Origin of the sequence: Aeromicrobium sp. A1-2, assembly GCF_003443875.1 — a bacterium.
In the GTDB taxonomy this organism is placed as follows: domain Bacteria; phylum Actinomycetota; class Actinomycetes; order Propionibacteriales; family Nocardioidaceae; genus Aeromicrobium.
Genome location: NZ_CP027482.1, coordinates 506,951 through 523,806 on the forward strand (window position 1 = coordinate 506,951; position 16,856 = coordinate 523,806).

The following is a 16,856-nucleotide window of genomic DNA, read 5'->3' on the forward strand; positions in this document are numbered from 1 at the left end:
CTGGTCGGGTCAGGCCTTGTCGCCCTCGGACTCGGCACGTTCGTCAAGGTCGGACACCAGATTGCGCAGCTCGCCGCGAATGAAGTCGCGGGTCGCGACCTCGCCGAGGCCGAGCCGCAGACTGGCAACCTCACGAGCGAGGAACTCCATGTCGGCATTGGCCTGCGCCGTGGCATCGCGCTCCTGCTCCTGCGTGACCCGATCGCGGGCCTCCTGGCGGTTCTGTGCCAGCAGGATCAGCGGCGCGGCGTAGGACGCTTGGAGGGAGAGGATCAGCGTGAGGAAGATGAACGGATAGGCGTCCCAGCGGTCGCGCTCTGGCCCGTACGGCACGTTCCACAGGATCCAGACCACGACGAAGACCGTCATCCAGGCGATGAACCGGGCCGTGCCGAGGAATCGGGCCGTGGACTCGGCGAATCGGCCGAACCGTTCGGGATCGGGGTCACGGCGGGGGCGGGGGCGGAACAGCCGGCGTACCTCCCGCGGCTGGTCGAGCCGGGCGCGCTCAGCCATGGGCGACCACCTCCGTCTCCTGGTCGTCCTGCTCTCGCCAGCCTTCAGGGAGCAGGTGATCGAGAACATCGTCGATGGTCACCGCCCCCAGTAGATGGGCGTTGTCGTCGACGACCGGCAGCGCGACCATGTTGTACGCCGCGAGCAGGTTGGCGACGTGCTCGAGGGAGGCATCTGCTCGCGGCCAGTCGATGTCCTTGTCGACGATCGCGCCGACCAGCGTCGACGGCGGCTCGCGCAGCAGCGCCTGGAAGTGCACGATGCCGAGGAACTTGCCGGTCGGGGTCTCCAGCGGCGGGCGGCAGATGTAGACCATCGACGCCAGCGCGGGGATCAGGTCTGGGTTGCGGATGCGTGCCAGCGCGTCGGCGATCGTCGCGTCGGGGGGGAGCACGACAGGCTCCGTCGTCATCATGCCGCCGGCGGTCCGCTCCTCGTACGTGAGCAGGCGGCGCACGTCCTCGGCGTCGTCGGGCTCCATGCGGCCGAGCAGCTGCTCGGCGGTCGCGGGCGGCAGCTCGCCGAGCAGGTCCGCCGCGTCGTCGGGGTCCATCTCCGACAGCACGTCGGAGGCGCGATCGGGGTCGAGCACGCCGAGGATCTCGACTTGGTACTTCTCCGGCAGCTCCTCGAGCACGTCGGCCAGTCGCTCGTCGTCGAGCTCGGTCACGACTTCCATGCGTCGCTTGGGCGACAGGTCGCGCAGGGCGTTGGCGAGGTCGGCCGCCCGCATCTCATCCATCGTGGCGAGCAGGTGGGTCGCGCCCTGACCGGTCTCCTCGGTCGTGAGGCCCGTGACCTCGTCCCACTCCAGGACCTGGTGCGGGCCGCGACGGCCGAAGCGCTTGCCGCCACCTTGCACCGCGATCGCGCTGATGTACCAGTCGCGACGGGGGTCCTGCTCCATCGCGATGTCGTAGACCGTGCCGCCGGAGGAGTCGGGCAGCTCGACCGTGCGGTCGAACAGCTCGTGGATCGCGAGCGTCTCGGTGCGCCGCTGCACGAACTTGCGCACGTTGAGCACACCCGTCGTGATGATCTGTCCGGAGTCCAGCGACGTGACCCGGGTGATCGGCAGGAACACCCGGCGGCGTCCAAGCACCTCGATGACGATGCCGAGCACCCGTGGGCGGTGCTTGGCGGACCGCACGGCGACCACGACGTCGCGCAGCTTGCCGACCTGGTCGCCCGCGGGATCGAAGACCGCTTGGCCCACGATGCGGGACAGGAAGATACGACCGGGGGTAGCGCTCACGCTCGAACTCTACCGGGCTGCCCGGCGTGCGACCGGTCATCAACCGACTTGCCGTGACACCTACGTCTGACGTCCTTTTGGGGGACCATGTCACTTGCTCTGCTTGATCGGCAGCACCCCATCGCGAAGCCCGACTTCAACGGTCGGCGCGATCCACGGCCGGCTGCTGACCGCGTGGGCCGCCGCCGGTGTCGCCGGCCCGCTGATCGTCAATCGGATCCTCGACGCGCAGGGCAAGCCGGGCAGGCTCACCGCCGCCGACTACCGACCGGCGCTGTTGATGATGGTCGGGGTCCTGATGGTCGGCTTCGTTGCCAACCTCGCGATCCGTCCGGTGGACGAGCGCTTCCACGAGCCACGGATCGACGCAACTTCGACGGCCGAGACGCAGGCTGCTGCAGCCGATCACGATGTCCCGGTGGCCCCGGCAGGACCGCTGATCGTCTCGGCTTGGGTGCTGGTCGCGATCCCGCTGGCGTACGGAATCTACGAGACCGTCGTCAAGGCTGCCGACCTGTTCTGGTCGGCGGCGCGGCTCATGACAGGTGTGTCGGTTGCGGACGCGCCTTGTGCCCCTCGTCCGCTCCGGTGGAGGCCTGGCTGTCGTACGACCCGGTGATCGTCCGGTCCTGGCGCGCGGGCGTCAGGCTGATGATGATCGACTTGGAGGTCGGGCAGTTGCTGCCGGTCGCGGTCGAGTCCAGCGGCACGAGCGGGTTGGTCTCGGGGTAGTAGGCCGCGGCCGATCCGCGCGGGGTGTCGTACGGGACGATCCGGAAGTCCGGTGCGACCCGGTCGATGTCGTCGTCGTCCCACCGGGTGCTCAGGTCGACCATGTCGCCGGCGGTGAAACCGAGGTGGGCGATGTCGTCGGGGTGCATGAACACGACCCGGCGGCCGCCCTCGATCCCGCGATAGCGGTCGCTGAACCCGTAGATCGTGGTGTTGAACTGGTCGTGGCTGCGCAGAGTCTGCAGGAGGATGTGGCCCTCGGGCACCTGCAGGACATCGATCGGCGAGCAGACGAACTCTGCAGAGCCCGACCGGGTCTCGAAGGTCCTTGAGTCCCGCGGCGGGTGGGGGAGCACGAAGCCGCCGGGCCGGTCTACCTTGGCGGTGTACTCCTCGCAGCCCGCCACGACCCGCGAGATGTGGTCGCGGGCGACGTCGTAGTCATCGCGCATCGCGGCCCAGTCGATGCCGTGCCGGTCGCCCAGCGTGGCCTCGGCGATGCCGCACAGGATCGCGGTCTCGGACCGCAGGTGCGGGCTGGCCGGCTCGAGCACGCCGCGGGAAGCGTGCACGGCGCACACCGAGTCCTCGACCGAGATGAACTGCTCCTTGCCCCCACGGACGTCTTTCTCGGTACGCCCCAGGGTCGGCAGGATCAGCGCAGTATCTCCACACACCAGGTGCGAGCGGTTGAGCTTGGTCGAGACCTGGACCGTCAGCCGGGTGCTGGCCAGCGCCTTCGCGGTGACTGCGGTGTCGGGTGCAGCCAGCACGAAGTTGCCGCCCAGCCCCATGAAGACGTGCGCCTTGCCGTCGCGCATCGCTCGCACACTGTTGACGGTGTCGTGGCCGTGCTCGCGGGGCGGGTCGAAGCCGAACTCGGCCTGCAGGGAGTCCAGGAATGTGTCGGGGACCCGCTCCCAGATGCCCATCGTCCGGTCGCCCTGCACGTTGGAGTGGCCGCGGATCGGGAACAGGCCGGCGCCAGGCTTGCCGATGTCACCGCGGGCGAAGGCCACGTTGCAGACCTCCTTGATCGTGGCGACGGCATTGCGGTGCTGCGTCAGGCCCATGGCCCAGCAGTAGATGGTCTTGTCCGAGGCGCGGATCATCTCGGCCGCCTCCGTGATCTGGGCGCGCGACAACCCGGTCGCCTTCTCGACGGTCGTCCAGTCGACTGCTGCGACGTGCTGGGCCCACTCGTGGAATCCGGTCGTGTGGCGGTCGATGAACTCGTGGTCGAGGGCGTCCCACTCGACCAACAGCGAGCCCAGGGCCTGGAACAGCGCGAGATCACCATTGAGTCGGATCGGCAGGTGCAGGTCGGCGATCTCGGTGCCCTTGCCGATGATGCCGCGCGGGACCTGGGGGTTGCGGAAATTGTGCAGCCCGGCCTCGCGAAGTGGGTTGACCGCGATGATCTTGGCGCCGCGACGCTTGGCGATCTCGAGCGCCGACAGCATGCGTGGGTGGTTGGTGCCGGGGTTCTGGCCCGCGATCAGGATCAGGTCGGCCTCGTAGACGTCCCGCATCGTCACGCTGGCCTTGCCGATGCCGATCGACTCGGCCAGTGCGATGCTGGTCGACTCGTGACACATGTTGGAGCAGTCCGGCATGTTGTTGGTGCCGAGCGCGCGGGCGAACAACTGGTACGTGAATGCGGCCTCGTTCGAGGCGCGCCCCGAGGTGTAGAAGACCGCTTCGTCGGGGCTGTCGAGTCCGTTGAGGTTGTCGGCGACGATCGCGAGCGCGTCATCCCACTCGATCGGCTCGTAGTGCGTGGCGCCGGGCCGCTTGACCATGGGGTGCGTGATCCGGCCCTGCTGGCCCAACCAGTGCTCGTCGTGGCTGTCGAGCTCGGCAATGCTGTGCCGGGCGAAGAAGTCCGGGGTGGCGCGCTTCTTGGTCGCCTCCTCGGCAACGGCCTTGGCGCCGTTCTCGCAGAACTCGGCCGTGTGCCGATTCTCGGGGTCGGGGTCCGGCCAGGCGCAGCTCATGCAGTCGAACCCGTCGGCCTGATTGAGCTTGAGCAGGGTCTTGGCCGTGTTCTTGAGGCCCATCTGGCCGATCGCGCGCTGCATCGAGACACGGACTCCCGTGACGCCGGCCGCAGCGCTCTTCGGATCGTGCACCCGGAGGTCCTGGTCGTGGTGGTCGATCGTGCCGTCGCTCATGTCGCCCCTTTGACTGATCCCATTCCGCTCCAAGGCCATTGTGTCCCGGTCGACTCGGCGGCGCATGTCCGCCGGGTCAGATCGACAGGTGCGGCGCGGTGCGAGGGATCGAGGTCGAGATGCCGTCGGGGAGGGTCACCTCGCCGGTCGGGACGAGCCGTACGACGACGGACTCGCGGGCCCAGCGCTCGATCGCGTGGTCGCTGTCGACCAGGTTGAGCCGGCCGGACTTGAGTGCCGATGTGACGGGTCCCCAGTGCTCGGACTCGGCTCCGAGGACCTCGACCCGGGCCTCCGCCCTCGCGACCAGCGCTCGGTTGGACTTGCTCCGCAGGCTCAGCACGACGATCTGCTGCTCGGTGATGCCGGGCAACGGCTGCTCGGCGCCCCCGGACACGACGCATACCGCGTCACCGACCCACTCGTGCCAGACCGCGTGCGACGAGCCGGCATACGAGACCCAGACCAGCCCAGACTTCTTGGCCAGGTCGGCGACGAGAACGGTGTGACTCACGCGCTCAGCGTACGGCCGAGGCTTCCGCGGTGTGGGTTCGCCGAGCGGGCTCAGCGACTGTCGTCGTGCCGGTCGACTCCCGGTCCATGAGTCCCTGGACGAAGGCGCCGATCTCGCCGATCGCGATGCGCGCCTCGGGCAGCCACGACGCGGCCGCCTGGAAGACGTGCACTTGACGGTCCCAGACCTGAAGGTCGCAGGCGACACCTGCCGAGACCAATCGGTTGGCCATGAGCTCGGCATCAGCCATCAGGACCTCATGCGACCCGATGTGGATCATCGCCGGTGGCATGTCGGCCAGCGGCATGTTGACCGGATCGACGCGGGGTGCGGTGACGCCGTGGTGGGTGTCCATCCGCAGGGCCACGTCAGTCAGCTTGGCGACGGCCTTCAGCGGGAACGTGTGGCAGCGGTTGGCGTTGCGGTGTCCCTGCTTGCCGGCCGGATCGAAGTCCAGCAGCGGGGAGATCGCGACGACACCCGCGGGCTGTCCCCAGCCCTTGTCCATGACGGCGCGGGCGACGCTGAAGGCGAGGTAGCCGCCGGCCGAGTCCCCGGCGATCGTGATGTTCTGCGGCGCGTAGCCCTGGCCGAGCAGCCAGCCGAAGGCTGTGACGCCGTCGGCGATCGACTCGGTGATCGGCTGGTGCGGCATCTGTCGGTAGCCGACGTTGAGCACAGGCTGCTTGGCTGCGTACGAGATACGGGAGACCAGGCGGCGGTGCGTGTTGAGCCCGCAGGTCAGGAACGCGCCGCCGTGGAAGTACAGGATCGCGTGCTCGTTGCCGCCGTGGATGTCGGCGACGCCCTTGGCCTGCAGCCACTCGCTGCGGCAGTCGGCCAGGTCGACGGTGCGCCACATCGTGCCCTCGTGGACCGGGAGGAGGCGGGCGACGTGGTCGACGAGATTGGGCGGGAAGATGTCGAACGGCAGGTGTGACCACGCTCCGAGCAGTGGCCGCACCGTGTGACGCAGGCTGAAGCCGAGGAGACGTGACTGCAGACTCGCGCCGTGGAAGAACTGAGGTTGTGCTGCGAGAGTCAGGTGCGGTGCCATCGAGTCCCCTCCAGAAGGTTGTGGGTCGGCGCTTACCCTCCAAGAGGGTCACGAGTCGTTCATGAATACTTCACCCAGAGTGACCTGCGCCACATCCGTTCGTTAGCGTACTGCCAGTACGCCCTTCCCGCCCTAAGGACTGTCGAATGTCGTTCATGCCGCCCACCGACGCGATGTTCTTGCTGGCCGAGAACCGCGATCACCCGATGCACGTCGGCGGACTGCAGCTGTTCGTGCCGCCGGACGGCGCCGGGCCGGAGTTCGTCCGCGAGATGCTGGACGCGATGCGGCAGACCGACCACATCTCGCCGCTTTTCCGCAAGCGGCCGGGTGAGCCGATCGGCACGCGTTGGAAGCTCGACGAGACGATCGACTACGACCACCATGTGCGCCATTCGGCCGTGCCCGGGCCCGGCCGGATCCGCGAGCTGTTGCAGCTGACCTCGCGGTGGCACGGGTCGCTCCTTGATCGGCACCGTCCGCTCTGGGAGGCGCACGTCGTAGAGGGGCTGCAGGACGGCCGTTTCGCGGTGTACACCAAGGTGCACCACTCGATGGTCGACGGAGTCTCGGCGCTCCGATTGATGCAGCGCTCGCTGAGCGAGGATCGGGAGGCACTTGACTGCTTGCCTCCGTGGTCCCTCCCCGCGCGCAAGTCATCCGGCGGATCGGGCGGCTTCAACCCGCTGGGACTGGCCCGAGCGGGTCTCGGAGCGGCAGGCGACATCGCCGGCCTGCTTCCGGCCGGCGTCAAGATCGCCAACCAGATCGTCCGCGACGGCGACATCACGCTGCCCCGTGCCCCCAAGACGATTCTCAACGGCAATGTCGGCGGGGCTCGCCGATTCGCCGCCCAGTCGTGGGAGATCGAACGAATCCAGAGGGTCGCGAGGTCGTCCGCGACGACCCTCAACGATGTCGTGCTCGCGATGGTGTCCGGCGCGCTGCGCCAGTACCTCCTCGAGCAGCACGCCCTGCCGGACGAGCCGATGACCGCCATGGTGCCGGTCTCGCTCGCCCTGAGGTCCGAGTCCGCAGGCAAGGACTCCGGCAACGCGGTCGGCGCGATCGTGGTCAATCTCGCGACCAACCGCGAGCATGGGGCGACCCGGCTGGAGGAGATTGCCTATTCCTCTCGGCAGGCCAAGAAGATCCTGCGTGATCTCTCGCCGACCCAGATCCTGGCTCTCTCTGCCCTGCAGATGCTGCCGCTCGCGATGTCTCCGATCCCGGGCTTCGTCAAGTACACCAATCCGCCGTTTAACGTCGTGGTCTCCAATGTGCCGGGCCCCAAGAAGCAGATGTACTTCAACGGCTCGCGGCTCGACGGCATGTATCCGGTCTCGATCGTGACGGACGGCCTGGCGCTCAACATCACGCTGACCAGCCGCGACAAGTATCTCGACTTCGGCCTGATCGGCTGCCGCCGCAGCGTCCCACACCTGCAACGACTGCTGACACATCTGGAGGACGCGCTGGCCGAGCTCGAGAAGTCGTGGGGTTGATCGTTGCAGCTTGCTGCAACGACTGCTGACGCATCTGGAGGACGCGCTGGCCGAGCCGCATCAGCGGCATCGCCGTTGGCACGGCAGACTGTTCGGGTGAACGCGTTCCTGGCCCTCGTCGCGATCCTCGGCGTCTCGGCCTCGGGGCCTCTCATGGCCGGTGCCTCCGCGCCCGCGCTGGCGATCGGGTTCTGGCGCAATGCGCTCGGGACGCTCGCGATCGCGCCGTTCGCAGCCGGACGAGCCTCGCGGGGCGAGCTGACCGCGATGGACCGTCGCGGCTGGCAGACCATCGTCTTCGCTGGCGTCATGCTCGCAATCCACTTCGGCACGTGGGTCACGGCGCTCAAGATGACGTCGGTCGCCGCGGCGACGGCGATGGTCAGCATGCAGGTCGTCTTCGTCGTCGTGATCGACCGGCTGCGCGGCGTACGCGCGACGAGTGCGGTCGTCGGCGGAATGGGCCTGGCGGTCGTCGGCGTGCTCGTCATCACGGGGGTCGATTTCTCCCTGTCGGCACGGGCCCTGACGGGTGACCTGCTGGCGCTGGTCGGCGGGTTGACCGCAGCGCTCTACCTGATGGCAGGCAGCAGCGTGCGCGAGCGGCTGTCGACGACGTCCTACACCGTCACGTGCTACGGGATCTGTGCTGTGGTCCTGGGGCTCGCCTGTGTCGTCGCCCAGGTCGAGATGGTCAGCTTCTCGGGTCGCACCTGGGCCGCGATCGTCGCTGTCACGATCACCGCGCAGCTGCTGGGACACTCGGTCCTCAACCATCTGCTCGCGGTCATGAGTCCAGGCCTGATCTCGCTGCTGCTGCTGCTCGAGGTCCCCGGCGCGGCTCTGCTGGCTGGCATCTTCCTGGGCCAGACGCCACCCGTCGGGGTCTACCTGGGTCTGGCCCTGATCCTCTCGGGCCTCGTGGTCGTGGTGCTGCGTCGACCGCAGCCCGACGTCGTGCTTGCCGAGTGAGGTCAGCGGCAGGTAACCAATGTCACCTCCATCACCAGGGGACGTGGGCCTGACGTCTCGGTAGAGTCACCGGGTCACCGCCGTCAACGCTGAGGAGCCCTCATGGGTCGTCTTGTGTCCACCGAAGGTCTGACCGAGATCCAGGAAGAGATCCTGAAGACGGTCCGCTCGTTCGTCGAGAAGGAGATCCTTCCGGTCGCGACCGAGCTCGAGCACAACGACGAATACCCGACCGCGATCGTCGAGGGCCTCAAGGAGCTCGGCATCTTCGGCATCATGATTCCCGAGGAGTACGGCGGACTGGGCGAGTCCCTGCTGACGTACGTCCTGGTCGTGGAGGAGATCGCCCGCGGCTGGATGAGCGTCTCGGGTGTCATCAACACGCACTTCATCGTCGCCTACATGCTGATGCAGCACGGCACCGAGGAGCAGAAGCAGAAGTACCTGCCCAAGATGGCCACGGGCGAGGTCCGCGGCTCATTCTCGATGTCCGAGCCGGGGCTTGGCTCCGACGTCGCGGCGATCAAGACCAAGGCGGTCAAGGGCGACGACGGCAACTACACCATCGATGGCCAGAAGATGTGGCTGACCAACGGCGGCTCGTCCAACCTGATCGCCGTGCTGGTCAAGACCGACGAGGGCCAGGACTCGGTCTACAAGAACATGACGACTTTCCTGGTCGAGAAGGAGGTCGGCTTCGGCGAGACCGCTCCGGGCCTCACGATCCCGGGCAAGATCGACAAGATGGGCTACAAGGGCGTCGACACCACCGAGGCGATCTTCCAGGGCCACCAGATCTCCGCCGACCAGATCCTCGGCGGCGAGTCCGGCAAGGGCTTCTACCAGATGATGGACGGTGTCGAGGTTGGCCGGGTCAACGTCGCCGGTCGCGCCGTGGGCGTCGCCAACCGGGCCTTCGAGCTCGGCATCGCGTACGCGCAGCAGCGTGAGACGTTCGGCAAGAAGATCGCCGAGCACCAGGCGATCCTGTTCCGCCTCGCCGAGATGGGGACCAAGGTCGAGACCGCGCACGCCATGGTCGTCAAGGCGGCCCGGCTCAAGGACTCCGGTCAGCGCAACGACGTCGAGGCCGGCATGGCCAAGTACATCGCTGCGGAGTACTGCAACGAGGTCGTGGCCGACTCGTTCCGCATCCACGGCGGATACGGTTACAGCAAGGAGTACGAGATCGAGCGCCTCTACCGCGAGGCGGCGTTCCTGCTCATCGGTGAAGGCACGGCCGACATCCAGAAGATGATCATCGGTCGCAGCCTGCTCAAGGAATACAAGCTCTAGGAGCACCACATGCCAGAAGTCTTCTCGCTCGAGTACCCGCAGTCCCTGGGGGTGTTCGACCAGTACACCGACGCGCAGAAGGCCGTCGACTTCCTGTCGGACAACAAGTTCGCCGTCGAGAACGTCCTGATCGTCGGCACCGAGCTCCGTCAGGTCGAACGCGTCACCGGTCGGCTGACCTGGCGGCGTGTCCTGATGGCCGGCGCGGGGGCGGGCGTGTGGCTGGGTCTGTTCATCGGCCTGCTGGTGAGCCTGTTCAGCGACGGAAGCTCGTTCCTCTCCGCGGTCGCGGGCGGCATCGTGCTGGGCCTGGTCTTCGGCGTCACCTCGGCCGCGTTCGGCTACGCGGCGACTCGCGGTCAGCGTGACTTCAGCTCGGTGCAGAAGGTCGTCGCGACCAAGTACGAGGTGCTCGTCGAGCACAAGCTGCTCGCCCAGGCGCAGGAGCTGCTCGCGACGATGCCCGGCCGCACCCCGAACCCGTTCGCCTAGCCCATGACCAAGACGAATCCCGGCAACTTCTTCGAGGACTTCACCGTCGGCCAGGTGCTCGAGCACGCGACGCCGCGAACCGTGACCGAGGGGGATCGTGCGCTGTACGGCGCGATCTACCCCACCCGGTTCGCGGTGCCGTCGTCGGCGGAGTTCGCCGCATCGGTCGGCCTGACGCGGGCGCCGGTCGAGGACCTGATCGCGTTCCACATCGCCTTCGGCAAGACCGTCCCGGACGTGTCGCTCAACGCCGTGGCCAACCTCGGATACGCCGAGTGCCGCTTCCACCGGCCGGTCGTGCCGGGGGACACCCTTCGCACCCGCTCGGAGGTCATCGGGCTCAAGCAGAACTCCAACGGCCGGACGGGCGTCGTCTACGTGCGGTCCACGGCAACGAACCAGCGCGGCGAGGTCGCCCTGGACTGGGCCCGCTGGGTCATGGTGCACAAGCGCGACGCAGAAGCTCCGGCGCCGGAGACCGTCGTGCCGGACCTGGCCTCGGTCGTGCCGCCGGAGGAGCTGATCGTCCCCGACGGGCTCGACTTCAGCGCGTACGACTTCGCTGCCGCCGGTGAGCCGCACCGGTGGGGTGACTACGAGATCGGCGAGAAGATCGATCACGTCGACGGCGTCACGCTGACCGATCCCGAGCACATGCTGGCCACGCGGTTGTGGCAGAACACCGCCAAGGTGCACTTCAATGTCGAGGCGCGCCCCGACGGCACCCGGCTGGTCTACGGCGGCCACGTCATCTCGATGGCGCGGGCCCTGTCGTTCAACGGGCTGGCCAACGCCCAGCTGATCGCCGCGATCAATGCCGGCGCCCACGTCGCGCCCGCCCTGGCCGGCGACACGATCTACGCCTGGTCGGAGGTCCTCGACACCGCCGAGACCACGGCCCCGGGGGTTGGAGCGCTGCGGTTGCGCCTGGTCGCAACGAAGGGTCGCGACGAGACGACGACGCTGCGCGGCGAGGACGGCAAGTATGCCGCTGGCGTCCTGCTGGACCTGGACTACTGGGCGCTCGTGCCGCAATGAGCCCACCGGGGACCGCCGAGGTCGAGGACCAGCTCTGGCTGGTCCGCCACGGAGAGACCGAGTGGAGCAGGAACGGCAGGCACACCTCGACGACCGATCTGCCGCTGACGGACGTGGGGGTGGCGGGTGCCCGCACGCTGACCGGCCCCCTCGCGGCCGTCGACTTCGCGCAGGTACTGACCAGCCCGCGTCAACGCGCCCGGCTGACCGCCGAGCTGGCGGGCTTTCCTGACGCCGAGATCGACGCGGACCTCGCCGAGTGGGCCTATGGCGACTACGAGGGGCTCACGACGGTGCAGATCCGTGAGTCGGTGCCCGGCTGGTCGGTCTGGACGCACGACAGCCCCGGCGGAGAGACCGCTGCGCAGGTCACCGAACGGCTCGACCGCATCGTGGCACGGGCTCGTGCCGCCACGGGCAAGACCCTGGTGTTCGCACATGGCCACTCGTTGCGCGCTCTCGCGGTCCGCTGGCTGGGACTGGACGTGTCCGAGGGGCGACGGTTCACGCTGGACACCTCGACGATCTCGATGCTGGGCGTCGATCGTGGCACGCAGGTCGTGCGCCGGTGGAACGTCCAGCCCTGACTCGACGGATCCGAAACGGCCGGCCGTGACATGCTGTCCGTCATGATCTCGGGGAGTGCCAAAGCGCTCGTTCACCTGTCGGCCGCAGCGTTCTCGTTGGGCCTGCTGACGGGTTGCGGCGGTGGAGCCTCGTCGGACCCCCCTGAGTCGGCCGAGACGGCGGTCGCGACGGCGACGGCGACGAACCCGCCGGAGGGGTTGACCGCAAAAAGGCTCGCGGCAGCCTTGCCGGGCGACGACTCGTTCCCCGAGGGGGCCGTTGTGCTCGTGCGATGCCCGGGTGACCCGCCGTGCGACAACAAGGCCACGCAGACCCAGGATGCCTCGGTGAGCGTCAACCTGCCCCTTCCTGCGGGCGCGGAGCAGGACACGAACAGCTTCGACGAGGATGCGAAGTTCCGCGTCGATGGTGGCGAATGGTCTGAGAACCTCTGGCTCCGGGCCTGGATCTATCGCGACGGCACTACGGCAAAGGCCGATGTGGCCGACTTTCGCAAGGACGCCGAGAAGCTTGTCGGCAACGTGAATGTTCCGGCCAAGAAGATTGACTCGGGGTACGACTACGGCATCCGGGGCTCCGGATCTGTCGACACCACGAAGATCGGCGACTGGCGAGGTTTTGTGCGGGTGCTGGATGCGACGTTCGTCCATCTCGACGGCCGCATCACCGACAGGCGGTTCAACATCTTTGCCGTGATGGAGAACGACAACGCCTTCGTGCGGATCGACTCGTCGTTCACGGTCCAGGGTCGCAACAAGGCTGACGCGGTCCGCGCGGTCCAGGACATCCTCGAGGACTACCTCAAGACGCTCTGAGTGGACCCCGCAAGGGTCAGGCTCCCGCCGGCTGCGCTCGGGCGGGTGGCCGCGTGCCATAGCCTGACCCTGTGAAGATCGACCTCCACACCCACTCGAACCGCTCCGACGGCACCGACACTCCCACCGAGCTCGTGGAGAATGCCAAGGCCGCGGGGCTCGACGTCGTCGCGCTCACCGACCACGACTCCACCGAGGGGTGGAAGGAGGCCGACAAGGCCGCCACGCGGGTCGGCATCACTCTGGTGCACGGGATCGAGGTCTCGACCCGGCTCGAGGGCAAGAGCATCCACCTGCTGGGCTATGAGTTCGACCCCCGCAACAAGCCGCTGGTGGCCGAGCTCCGCCGCATCCTGGACGGTCGGGACGACCGGATGCCCAAGATCGTCGAGCGGCTCAACCACGAGGGCATCGACATCACCGAGGACGAGGTCCGGCACAAGGCGCGCAACGCCAAGGCATCGGGCCGCCCGCACATCGCCGATGTTCTGGTCGACAAATCCGTCGTCAAGGATCGGGGCGAGGCGTTCAGCCGCTACCTCATGCCGGGCCGTCCCGGCTACGTCGAGAAGTACGCGGCTGATCTGCCGACGGCGATCGGGCTCATCAAGGCCGCGGGCGGCAAAACCGTCATCGCCCACCCATGGTCGCGGGGGAGCGACCGCGTGCTGACCCGGGCCCGATTCGCGGAGCTGGCCGAGGCCGGTCTCGACGGCATCGAGGTCGACCACAACGACCACGACAGCGAGTCGCGCGCGCGGCTGCGCCAGATCGCGCGCGAGCTCGGGCTGGTCCAAACCGGCTCGAGCGACTATCACGGCTCCGGCAAGGGGCCGGAGTTCAGCCTGGGCTGCAACACCACCTCGTCGGAGCAGTACTACCGACTGCTTTCGCGCTGACCTGCTAGCCGGTCGGGCCGAACTGCTCGACCCGGACGACATCGCTGCGCACGCCAGCCTCGCCGAGGCTGCGGCCGACGAAGCTGACGAAGCCCGCCGAGCCGCACACGTACGCCCGCTCGACGCCGTTCGAGAGCCCGGCCAGCTCGTCGGGGTAGATGTGCGCCGCGACGCGCTCGGCACCCGTCCCGTCGACATGGTTCTCGCGGGTCAGCGCGATCAACGCGCCGAACTCCTCGAGATCCTCGACGTACGGCAGACGCACCCGGGTCTGTGCCGAGGCCACCACGGTCAGGGCCGACTCGGTGCCCATGCGCCGGGCGTAGCGCATCATCGAGACGAACGGCACGACACCGGAGCCGCCAGCGACACAGATTGACGGGACCGTGCCGCCCCAGACGAACCACCGGCCGATCGGGCCGCGGACCTCCAGCTCGTCGCCGACCTCAGCGACCTCGTGCAGGAACGACGACACCTCACCGCGTGGCAGGCACTCGACCATCAGCTCGATGAGGGGGTCGGCGGGATCGGACGCGACCGAGTACGAGCGCTGCGCCGTGTAGCCGTCGGGTGCCCGCAGCCGGACGACGTAGTGCTGGCCCGGCACGTGATCGTGCCGGTTCGCGACCTCGAGCCGCAGCTTGACGTAGGAGTCACCGAACCGCTCGATCTCGCGGACCGTCCCGGTCGTCCACGAACTCGCGACTGCCTCGACCTCGCTCACGCGTCGCCCTGGTAGCGCTGCTCGAGCCACGGGTCGCCGCGATCGTGATAGCCGTTGCGTTCCCAGAAGCCCTGCTCGTCGTGGTCCATCAGGGTGATCCGGGTGATCCACTTGGCCGACTTCCAGAAGTACAGGTGCGGGACCAGCATCCGTACTGGCCCGCCGTGCTCGGCGGTCAGCGGCTTGCCGTCGAACTCCCAGACGATCCAGGCCTTGCCGCCGGTGATGTCCTCGATCGGCAGGTTGGTCGTGTAGCCGGTCGTCGAGGTCGCCATGACGTGCGTCGCCTCCGGCGTGGGTCGGGCGACCTGGAGTAGCGAGTCGACACTGATCCCGGAGAACGTCGTGTCGAACTTGGTCCACGTCGTGACGCAGTGGATGTCGCCGAAGTAGGACGAGCCGGGCAGGGTGTGGATGCCGGGCCAGTCCCACGTCGTCGGCTTCTCGACGAGGCCGTCGATCGACATGGTCCAGGCGTCGAGGTCGACCTGCGGAGTGAGCTCGGCGGACAGCACAGGCCAGCCGCTGCCGGTGTCGTACTGGCCCGGCGGGAGACGCTGATCGGCTCCGCGCCGCGCGCCGCCGGTGAAACCGCGAGTGAAACCTGCCATCAGTGAACCTCCGGACCGTGCAGCGTGCTGTGCGCCTGCAGGAATGGTAGCCATCCGTCGAGGAGTCCAACGGGGTTCTCGACTGCGGGGGAGTGGGCCGAGTCCTGCACGACGTGCACCTCGGTGCCCAGCCGCTGCCCCATGTCGTCCTGCACCTCGTGCGGCCACGCATCATCGTCGGCCCCCCGGCCGACCCAGACCGGCAGCCGGGTGGCCGCGACATCGGCGATGATGTCGGGCGCATCGATCAGGAGCTGGGTCATGGCCTTGAGAGACGCGGGATCGTTGGAGGTGAAGCGCCGAGCGAGGAAGGCCGTGATCTGGGCCGGCCGCTTGATGCCCTGCTCGCGCAGCTGGTGCAGCTGCAGCAGTGGCACCTTCCCGATCGCCGCCGCCATCCGCTGCAGCGGACGGGTCGCGACGTCGCCGAGCGCTCCGGGACCGCTGCACAACAGGCTGAGGGTTGCGATGCTGTCCGGCTCGAGCGCTGCTGCCTGCTGCGCGACCAGACCTCCGAAGGAGTGGCCCATGAGGTGGCTGCGGCCGCCCGCGGTGCTGGCCAGGCTCAGCGCGGTCCGAGCGTACGACTCCAGGCTGTAGTCGGCGCCTGGAGCGCTCTCGTACTGGCCGGGCTGGTCGTAGGCGTCGGCGTCGAACCCAGCGTTGGCGAGCAGCGGGAGGAGGGGGGTGAAGTCTTCCTTGCTACCGGTCCAGCCGGGAATCAGCAGGATGTGTCCACGCCGCGCATCGCGCGTCCGGGCCGACAGCATCGCGATGTCACCGTCGGGTCGGTCCACGGTGTGTGCCTCCACTCCGGGAGGCAGGTCGAGCGACCGGGGCACGCTCATGCGGCCCACTTCGGATGGGGTGCTGCCACGTCAGCGTCCGCGCTTCGCGATTCGCGTGACCAGGCTCTTGGGCAGGTACTGGGCAAGCGTGGCGAGCAGCTTGTACCGGAGCGACGGGATCGACACGGTCTTTCCCTTGTCGAGGTCCCTGAGTGACGCGGCCACGACCTTGTCCGCCTTGAGCCACATCCAGCGAGGCACGCCCGAGACGTCCATCTCGCCGCGCTCGTGGAACTCCGTGCGGACGAATCCCGGGCACAGGGCCTGCACCGAGATGTTGACGTCGCTGTAGTGGATGTCGGCCCACTGGGAGAGGTTGAGGAGCCACGCCTTGTGCGCCGAGTAGACACCGCGGGGGGTGAACGCCGCGACGCTGGAGACGTTGACGACCTGGCCCCCGCCGCGACCTGCCATGGTCTTGATCGCGGCGTCCATCAGGTGCATCGGGGCCTTGACCAGCAGATCGAGCTGGCGATCCTCGTCGGCGATGTCGGTCGTACCGAACCACCCGGCGAGCGAGGACCCGGCATTGTTGACCAGCAGGTCGACCGGACGGGCCGAGTCGGTCAGCCGGTTGACGGTCCTGGCGACGCCCTCGACGGTCGCGAGGTCGGCCGTCACGACGTCGACCTCGACTCGGTGCCGGCCGCGCAGGTGGGTCGCGACGGCCTCGAGCCGGTCGGTCGTGCGGGCCACAATGACCAGGTCGTAGCCCCGCTTGGCGAGCTCCGCGGCGTACGCGTGACCGATCCCTGAAGTTGCCCCGGTCACCAGCGCACGACGTGTCATGTGCCAAGCATGCCAAACGACTGAATGTCAG

Annotated in this window: 18 protein-coding genes; 9 read left to right on the forward strand and 9 right to left on the reverse strand. The window is 68.1% G+C overall.

The genetic code is table 11. The annotated features are described in order from the left end of the window. Nucleotides 1-9: 9 nt before the first annotated feature. Entirely contained in the window at nucleotides 10-516 is a 507-nt protein-coding gene (locus C6I20_RS02515; protein ID WP_118394520.1) for a DUF1003 domain-containing protein, read from the reverse strand. After that, nucleotides 509-1,771 (reverse strand): magnesium transporter MgtE N-terminal domain-containing protein, encoded by a 1,263-nt coding sequence (locus tag C6I20_RS02520; RefSeq protein WP_118394521.1) that lies wholly within the window; start codon nucleotides 1,769-1,771, stop codon nucleotides 509-511. The genes C6I20_RS02515 and C6I20_RS02520 overlap by 8 nt, the downstream gene beginning before the upstream one ends. Before the next feature lie 103 nt (nucleotides 1,772-1,874). Between C6I20_RS02520 and C6I20_RS17565 the strand changes: the two genes are divergently transcribed. After that, nucleotides 1,875-2,390: a hypothetical protein gene (locus C6I20_RS17565; protein WP_254052218.1), complete on the forward strand. Its 516-nt coding sequence runs from the start codon at nucleotides 1,875-1,877 to the stop codon at nucleotides 2,388-2,390. Here C6I20_RS17565 and C6I20_RS02530 read toward each other — a convergent pair. The 3 genes from C6I20_RS02530 to C6I20_RS02540 form a co-directional block, all read right to left on the reverse strand. After that, the gene (locus C6I20_RS02530) at nucleotides 2,308-4,677 is read right to left on the reverse strand and encodes an FdhF/YdeP family oxidoreductase (RefSeq protein WP_118394522.1); all 2,370 of its coding nucleotides are present in this window, start codon (nucleotides 4,675-4,677) and stop codon (nucleotides 2,308-2,310) included. The two genes, C6I20_RS17565 and C6I20_RS02530, sit on opposite strands and share 83 nt — an antisense overlap. A 76-nt stretch (nucleotides 4,678-4,753) precedes the next feature. Next, nucleotides 4,754-5,191 carry a hypothetical protein gene (locus C6I20_RS02535; RefSeq protein ID WP_118394523.1) on the reverse strand — a complete coding sequence of 146 codons (438 nt, stop codon included), beginning with the start codon at nucleotides 5,189-5,191 and terminating at the stop codon, nucleotides 4,754-4,756. Between the two features lie 4 nt (nucleotides 5,192-5,195). Further along, nucleotides 5,196-6,248 (reverse strand): alpha/beta hydrolase fold domain-containing protein, encoded by a 1,053-nt coding sequence (locus C6I20_RS02540; protein ID WP_118394524.1) that lies wholly within the window; start codon nucleotides 6,246-6,248, stop codon nucleotides 5,196-5,198. A 155-nt stretch (nucleotides 6,249-6,403) separates the two neighbouring features. Between C6I20_RS02540 and C6I20_RS02545 the strand changes: the two genes are divergently transcribed. The 8 genes from C6I20_RS02545 to C6I20_RS02580 all read left to right on the forward strand — a co-directional run bounded on the left by C6I20_RS02545 (nucleotide 6,404) and on the right by C6I20_RS02580 (nucleotide 13,853). Beyond that, nucleotides 6,404-7,753 carry a wax ester/triacylglycerol synthase family O-acyltransferase gene (locus C6I20_RS02545; protein ID WP_254052219.1) on the forward strand — a complete coding sequence of 450 codons (1,350 nt, stop codon included), beginning with the start codon at nucleotides 6,404-6,406 and terminating at the stop codon, nucleotides 7,751-7,753. Nucleotides 7,754-7,849: 96 nt separating this feature from the next. Then, the gene (locus tag C6I20_RS02550) at nucleotides 7,850-8,725 is read left to right on the forward strand and encodes a DMT family transporter (RefSeq protein WP_118394526.1); all 876 of its coding nucleotides are present in this window, start codon (nucleotides 7,850-7,852) and stop codon (nucleotides 8,723-8,725) included. A gap of 102 nt (nucleotides 8,726-8,827) precedes the next feature. Continuing rightward, complete coding sequence (locus C6I20_RS02555) at nucleotides 8,828-10,021, forward strand: acyl-CoA dehydrogenase family protein (RefSeq protein ID WP_118394527.1); 1,194 nt, start codon at nucleotides 8,828-8,830, stop codon at nucleotides 10,019-10,021. Between the two features lie 9 nt (nucleotides 10,022-10,030). After that, the gene (locus tag C6I20_RS02560; protein WP_118394528.1) at nucleotides 10,031-10,513 is read left to right on the forward strand and encodes a general stress protein; all 483 of its coding nucleotides are present in this window, start codon (nucleotides 10,031-10,033) and stop codon (nucleotides 10,511-10,513) included. 3 nt (nucleotides 10,514-10,516) lie between these two features. Next, nucleotides 10,517-11,551 carry a MaoC family dehydratase gene (locus C6I20_RS02565; RefSeq protein WP_118394529.1) on the forward strand — a complete coding sequence of 345 codons (1,035 nt, stop codon included), beginning with the start codon at nucleotides 10,517-10,519 and terminating at the stop codon, nucleotides 11,549-11,551. Next, entirely contained in the window at nucleotides 11,548-12,138 is a 591-nt protein-coding gene (locus C6I20_RS02570) for a histidine phosphatase family protein (protein ID WP_118394530.1), read from the forward strand. The genes C6I20_RS02565 and C6I20_RS02570 overlap by 4 nt, the downstream gene beginning before the upstream one ends. 42 nt (nucleotides 12,139-12,180) lie before the next feature. Further along, nucleotides 12,181-12,954 (forward strand): hypothetical protein, encoded by a 774-nt coding sequence (locus tag C6I20_RS02575; protein WP_162891073.1) that lies wholly within the window; start codon nucleotides 12,181-12,183, stop codon nucleotides 12,952-12,954. Nucleotides 12,955-13,025: 71 nt separating this feature from the next. Next, nucleotides 13,026-13,853 carry a PHP domain-containing protein gene (locus C6I20_RS02580; RefSeq protein ID WP_118394532.1) on the forward strand — a complete coding sequence of 276 codons (828 nt, stop codon included), beginning with the start codon at nucleotides 13,026-13,028 and terminating at the stop codon, nucleotides 13,851-13,853. Between the two features lie 4 nt (nucleotides 13,854-13,857). Here the strand turns inward: C6I20_RS02580 and C6I20_RS02585 are convergent, their stop codons facing one another. From C6I20_RS02585 to C6I20_RS02600, 4 genes are read right to left on the reverse strand one after another with little or no spacing between them, the layout of a single operon-like run. Continuing rightward, entirely contained in the window at nucleotides 13,858-14,577 is a 720-nt protein-coding gene (locus C6I20_RS02585) for an FAD-binding oxidoreductase (RefSeq protein WP_254052220.1), read from the reverse strand. Next, the gene (locus tag C6I20_RS02590; RefSeq protein ID WP_118394533.1) at nucleotides 14,574-15,188 is read right to left on the reverse strand and encodes a sulfite oxidase-like oxidoreductase; all 615 of its coding nucleotides are present in this window, start codon (nucleotides 15,186-15,188) and stop codon (nucleotides 14,574-14,576) included. Before C6I20_RS02590 ends, C6I20_RS02585 begins: the two co-directional genes overlap by 4 nt. Further along, entirely contained in the window at nucleotides 15,188-16,036 is an 849-nt protein-coding gene (locus C6I20_RS02595) for an alpha/beta fold hydrolase (protein WP_118394534.1), read from the reverse strand. The genes C6I20_RS02590 and C6I20_RS02595 overlap by 1 nt, the downstream gene beginning before the upstream one ends. 30 nt (nucleotides 16,037-16,066) lie before the next feature. After that, nucleotides 16,067-16,825 (reverse strand): SDR family oxidoreductase, encoded by a 759-nt coding sequence (locus C6I20_RS02600; protein WP_118394535.1) that lies wholly within the window; start codon nucleotides 16,823-16,825, stop codon nucleotides 16,067-16,069. Between the last annotated feature and the right edge of the window lie 31 nt (nucleotides 16,826-16,856).

Coding starts and splice junctions, on each gene's coding strand:
- C6I20_RS02515 (WP_118394520.1), bottom strand. CDS start 516: ATGGCTGAGCGCGCCCGGCTCGACCAGCCGCGGGAGGTACGCCGGCTG.
- C6I20_RS02530 (WP_118394522.1), bottom strand. CDS start 4,677: ATGAGCGACGGCACGATCGACCACCACGACCAGGACCTCCGGGTGCAC.
- C6I20_RS02540 (WP_118394524.1), bottom strand. CDS start 6,248: ATGGCACCGCACCTGACTCTCGCAGCACAACCTCAGTTCTTCCACGGC.
- C6I20_RS02545 (WP_254052219.1), top strand. CDS start 6,404: ATGCCGCCCACCGACGCGATGTTCTTGCTGGCCGAGAACCGCGATCAC.
- C6I20_RS02555 (WP_118394527.1), top strand. CDS start 8,828: ATGGGTCGTCTTGTGTCCACCGAAGGTCTGACCGAGATCCAGGAAGAG.
- C6I20_RS02560 (WP_118394528.1), top strand. CDS start 10,031: ATGCCAGAAGTCTTCTCGCTCGAGTACCCGCAGTCCCTGGGGGTGTTC.
- C6I20_RS02565 (WP_118394529.1), top strand. CDS start 10,517: ATGACCAAGACGAATCCCGGCAACTTCTTCGAGGACTTCACCGTCGGC.
- C6I20_RS02570 (WP_118394530.1), top strand. CDS start 11,548: ATGAGCCCACCGGGGACCGCCGAGGTCGAGGACCAGCTCTGGCTGGTC.
- C6I20_RS02575 (WP_162891073.1), top strand. CDS start 12,181: ATGATCTCGGGGAGTGCCAAAGCGCTCGTTCACCTGTCGGCCGCAGCG.
- C6I20_RS02590 (WP_118394533.1), bottom strand. CDS start 15,188: ATGGCAGGTTTCACTCGCGGTTTCACCGGCGGCGCGCGGCGCGGAGCC.
- C6I20_RS02595 (WP_118394534.1), bottom strand. CDS start 16,036: ATGAGCGTGCCCCGGTCGCTCGACCTGCCTCCCGGAGTGGAGGCACAC.
- C6I20_RS02600 (WP_118394535.1), bottom strand. CDS start 16,825: ATGACACGTCGTGCGCTGGTGACCGGGGCAACTTCAGGGATCGGTCAC.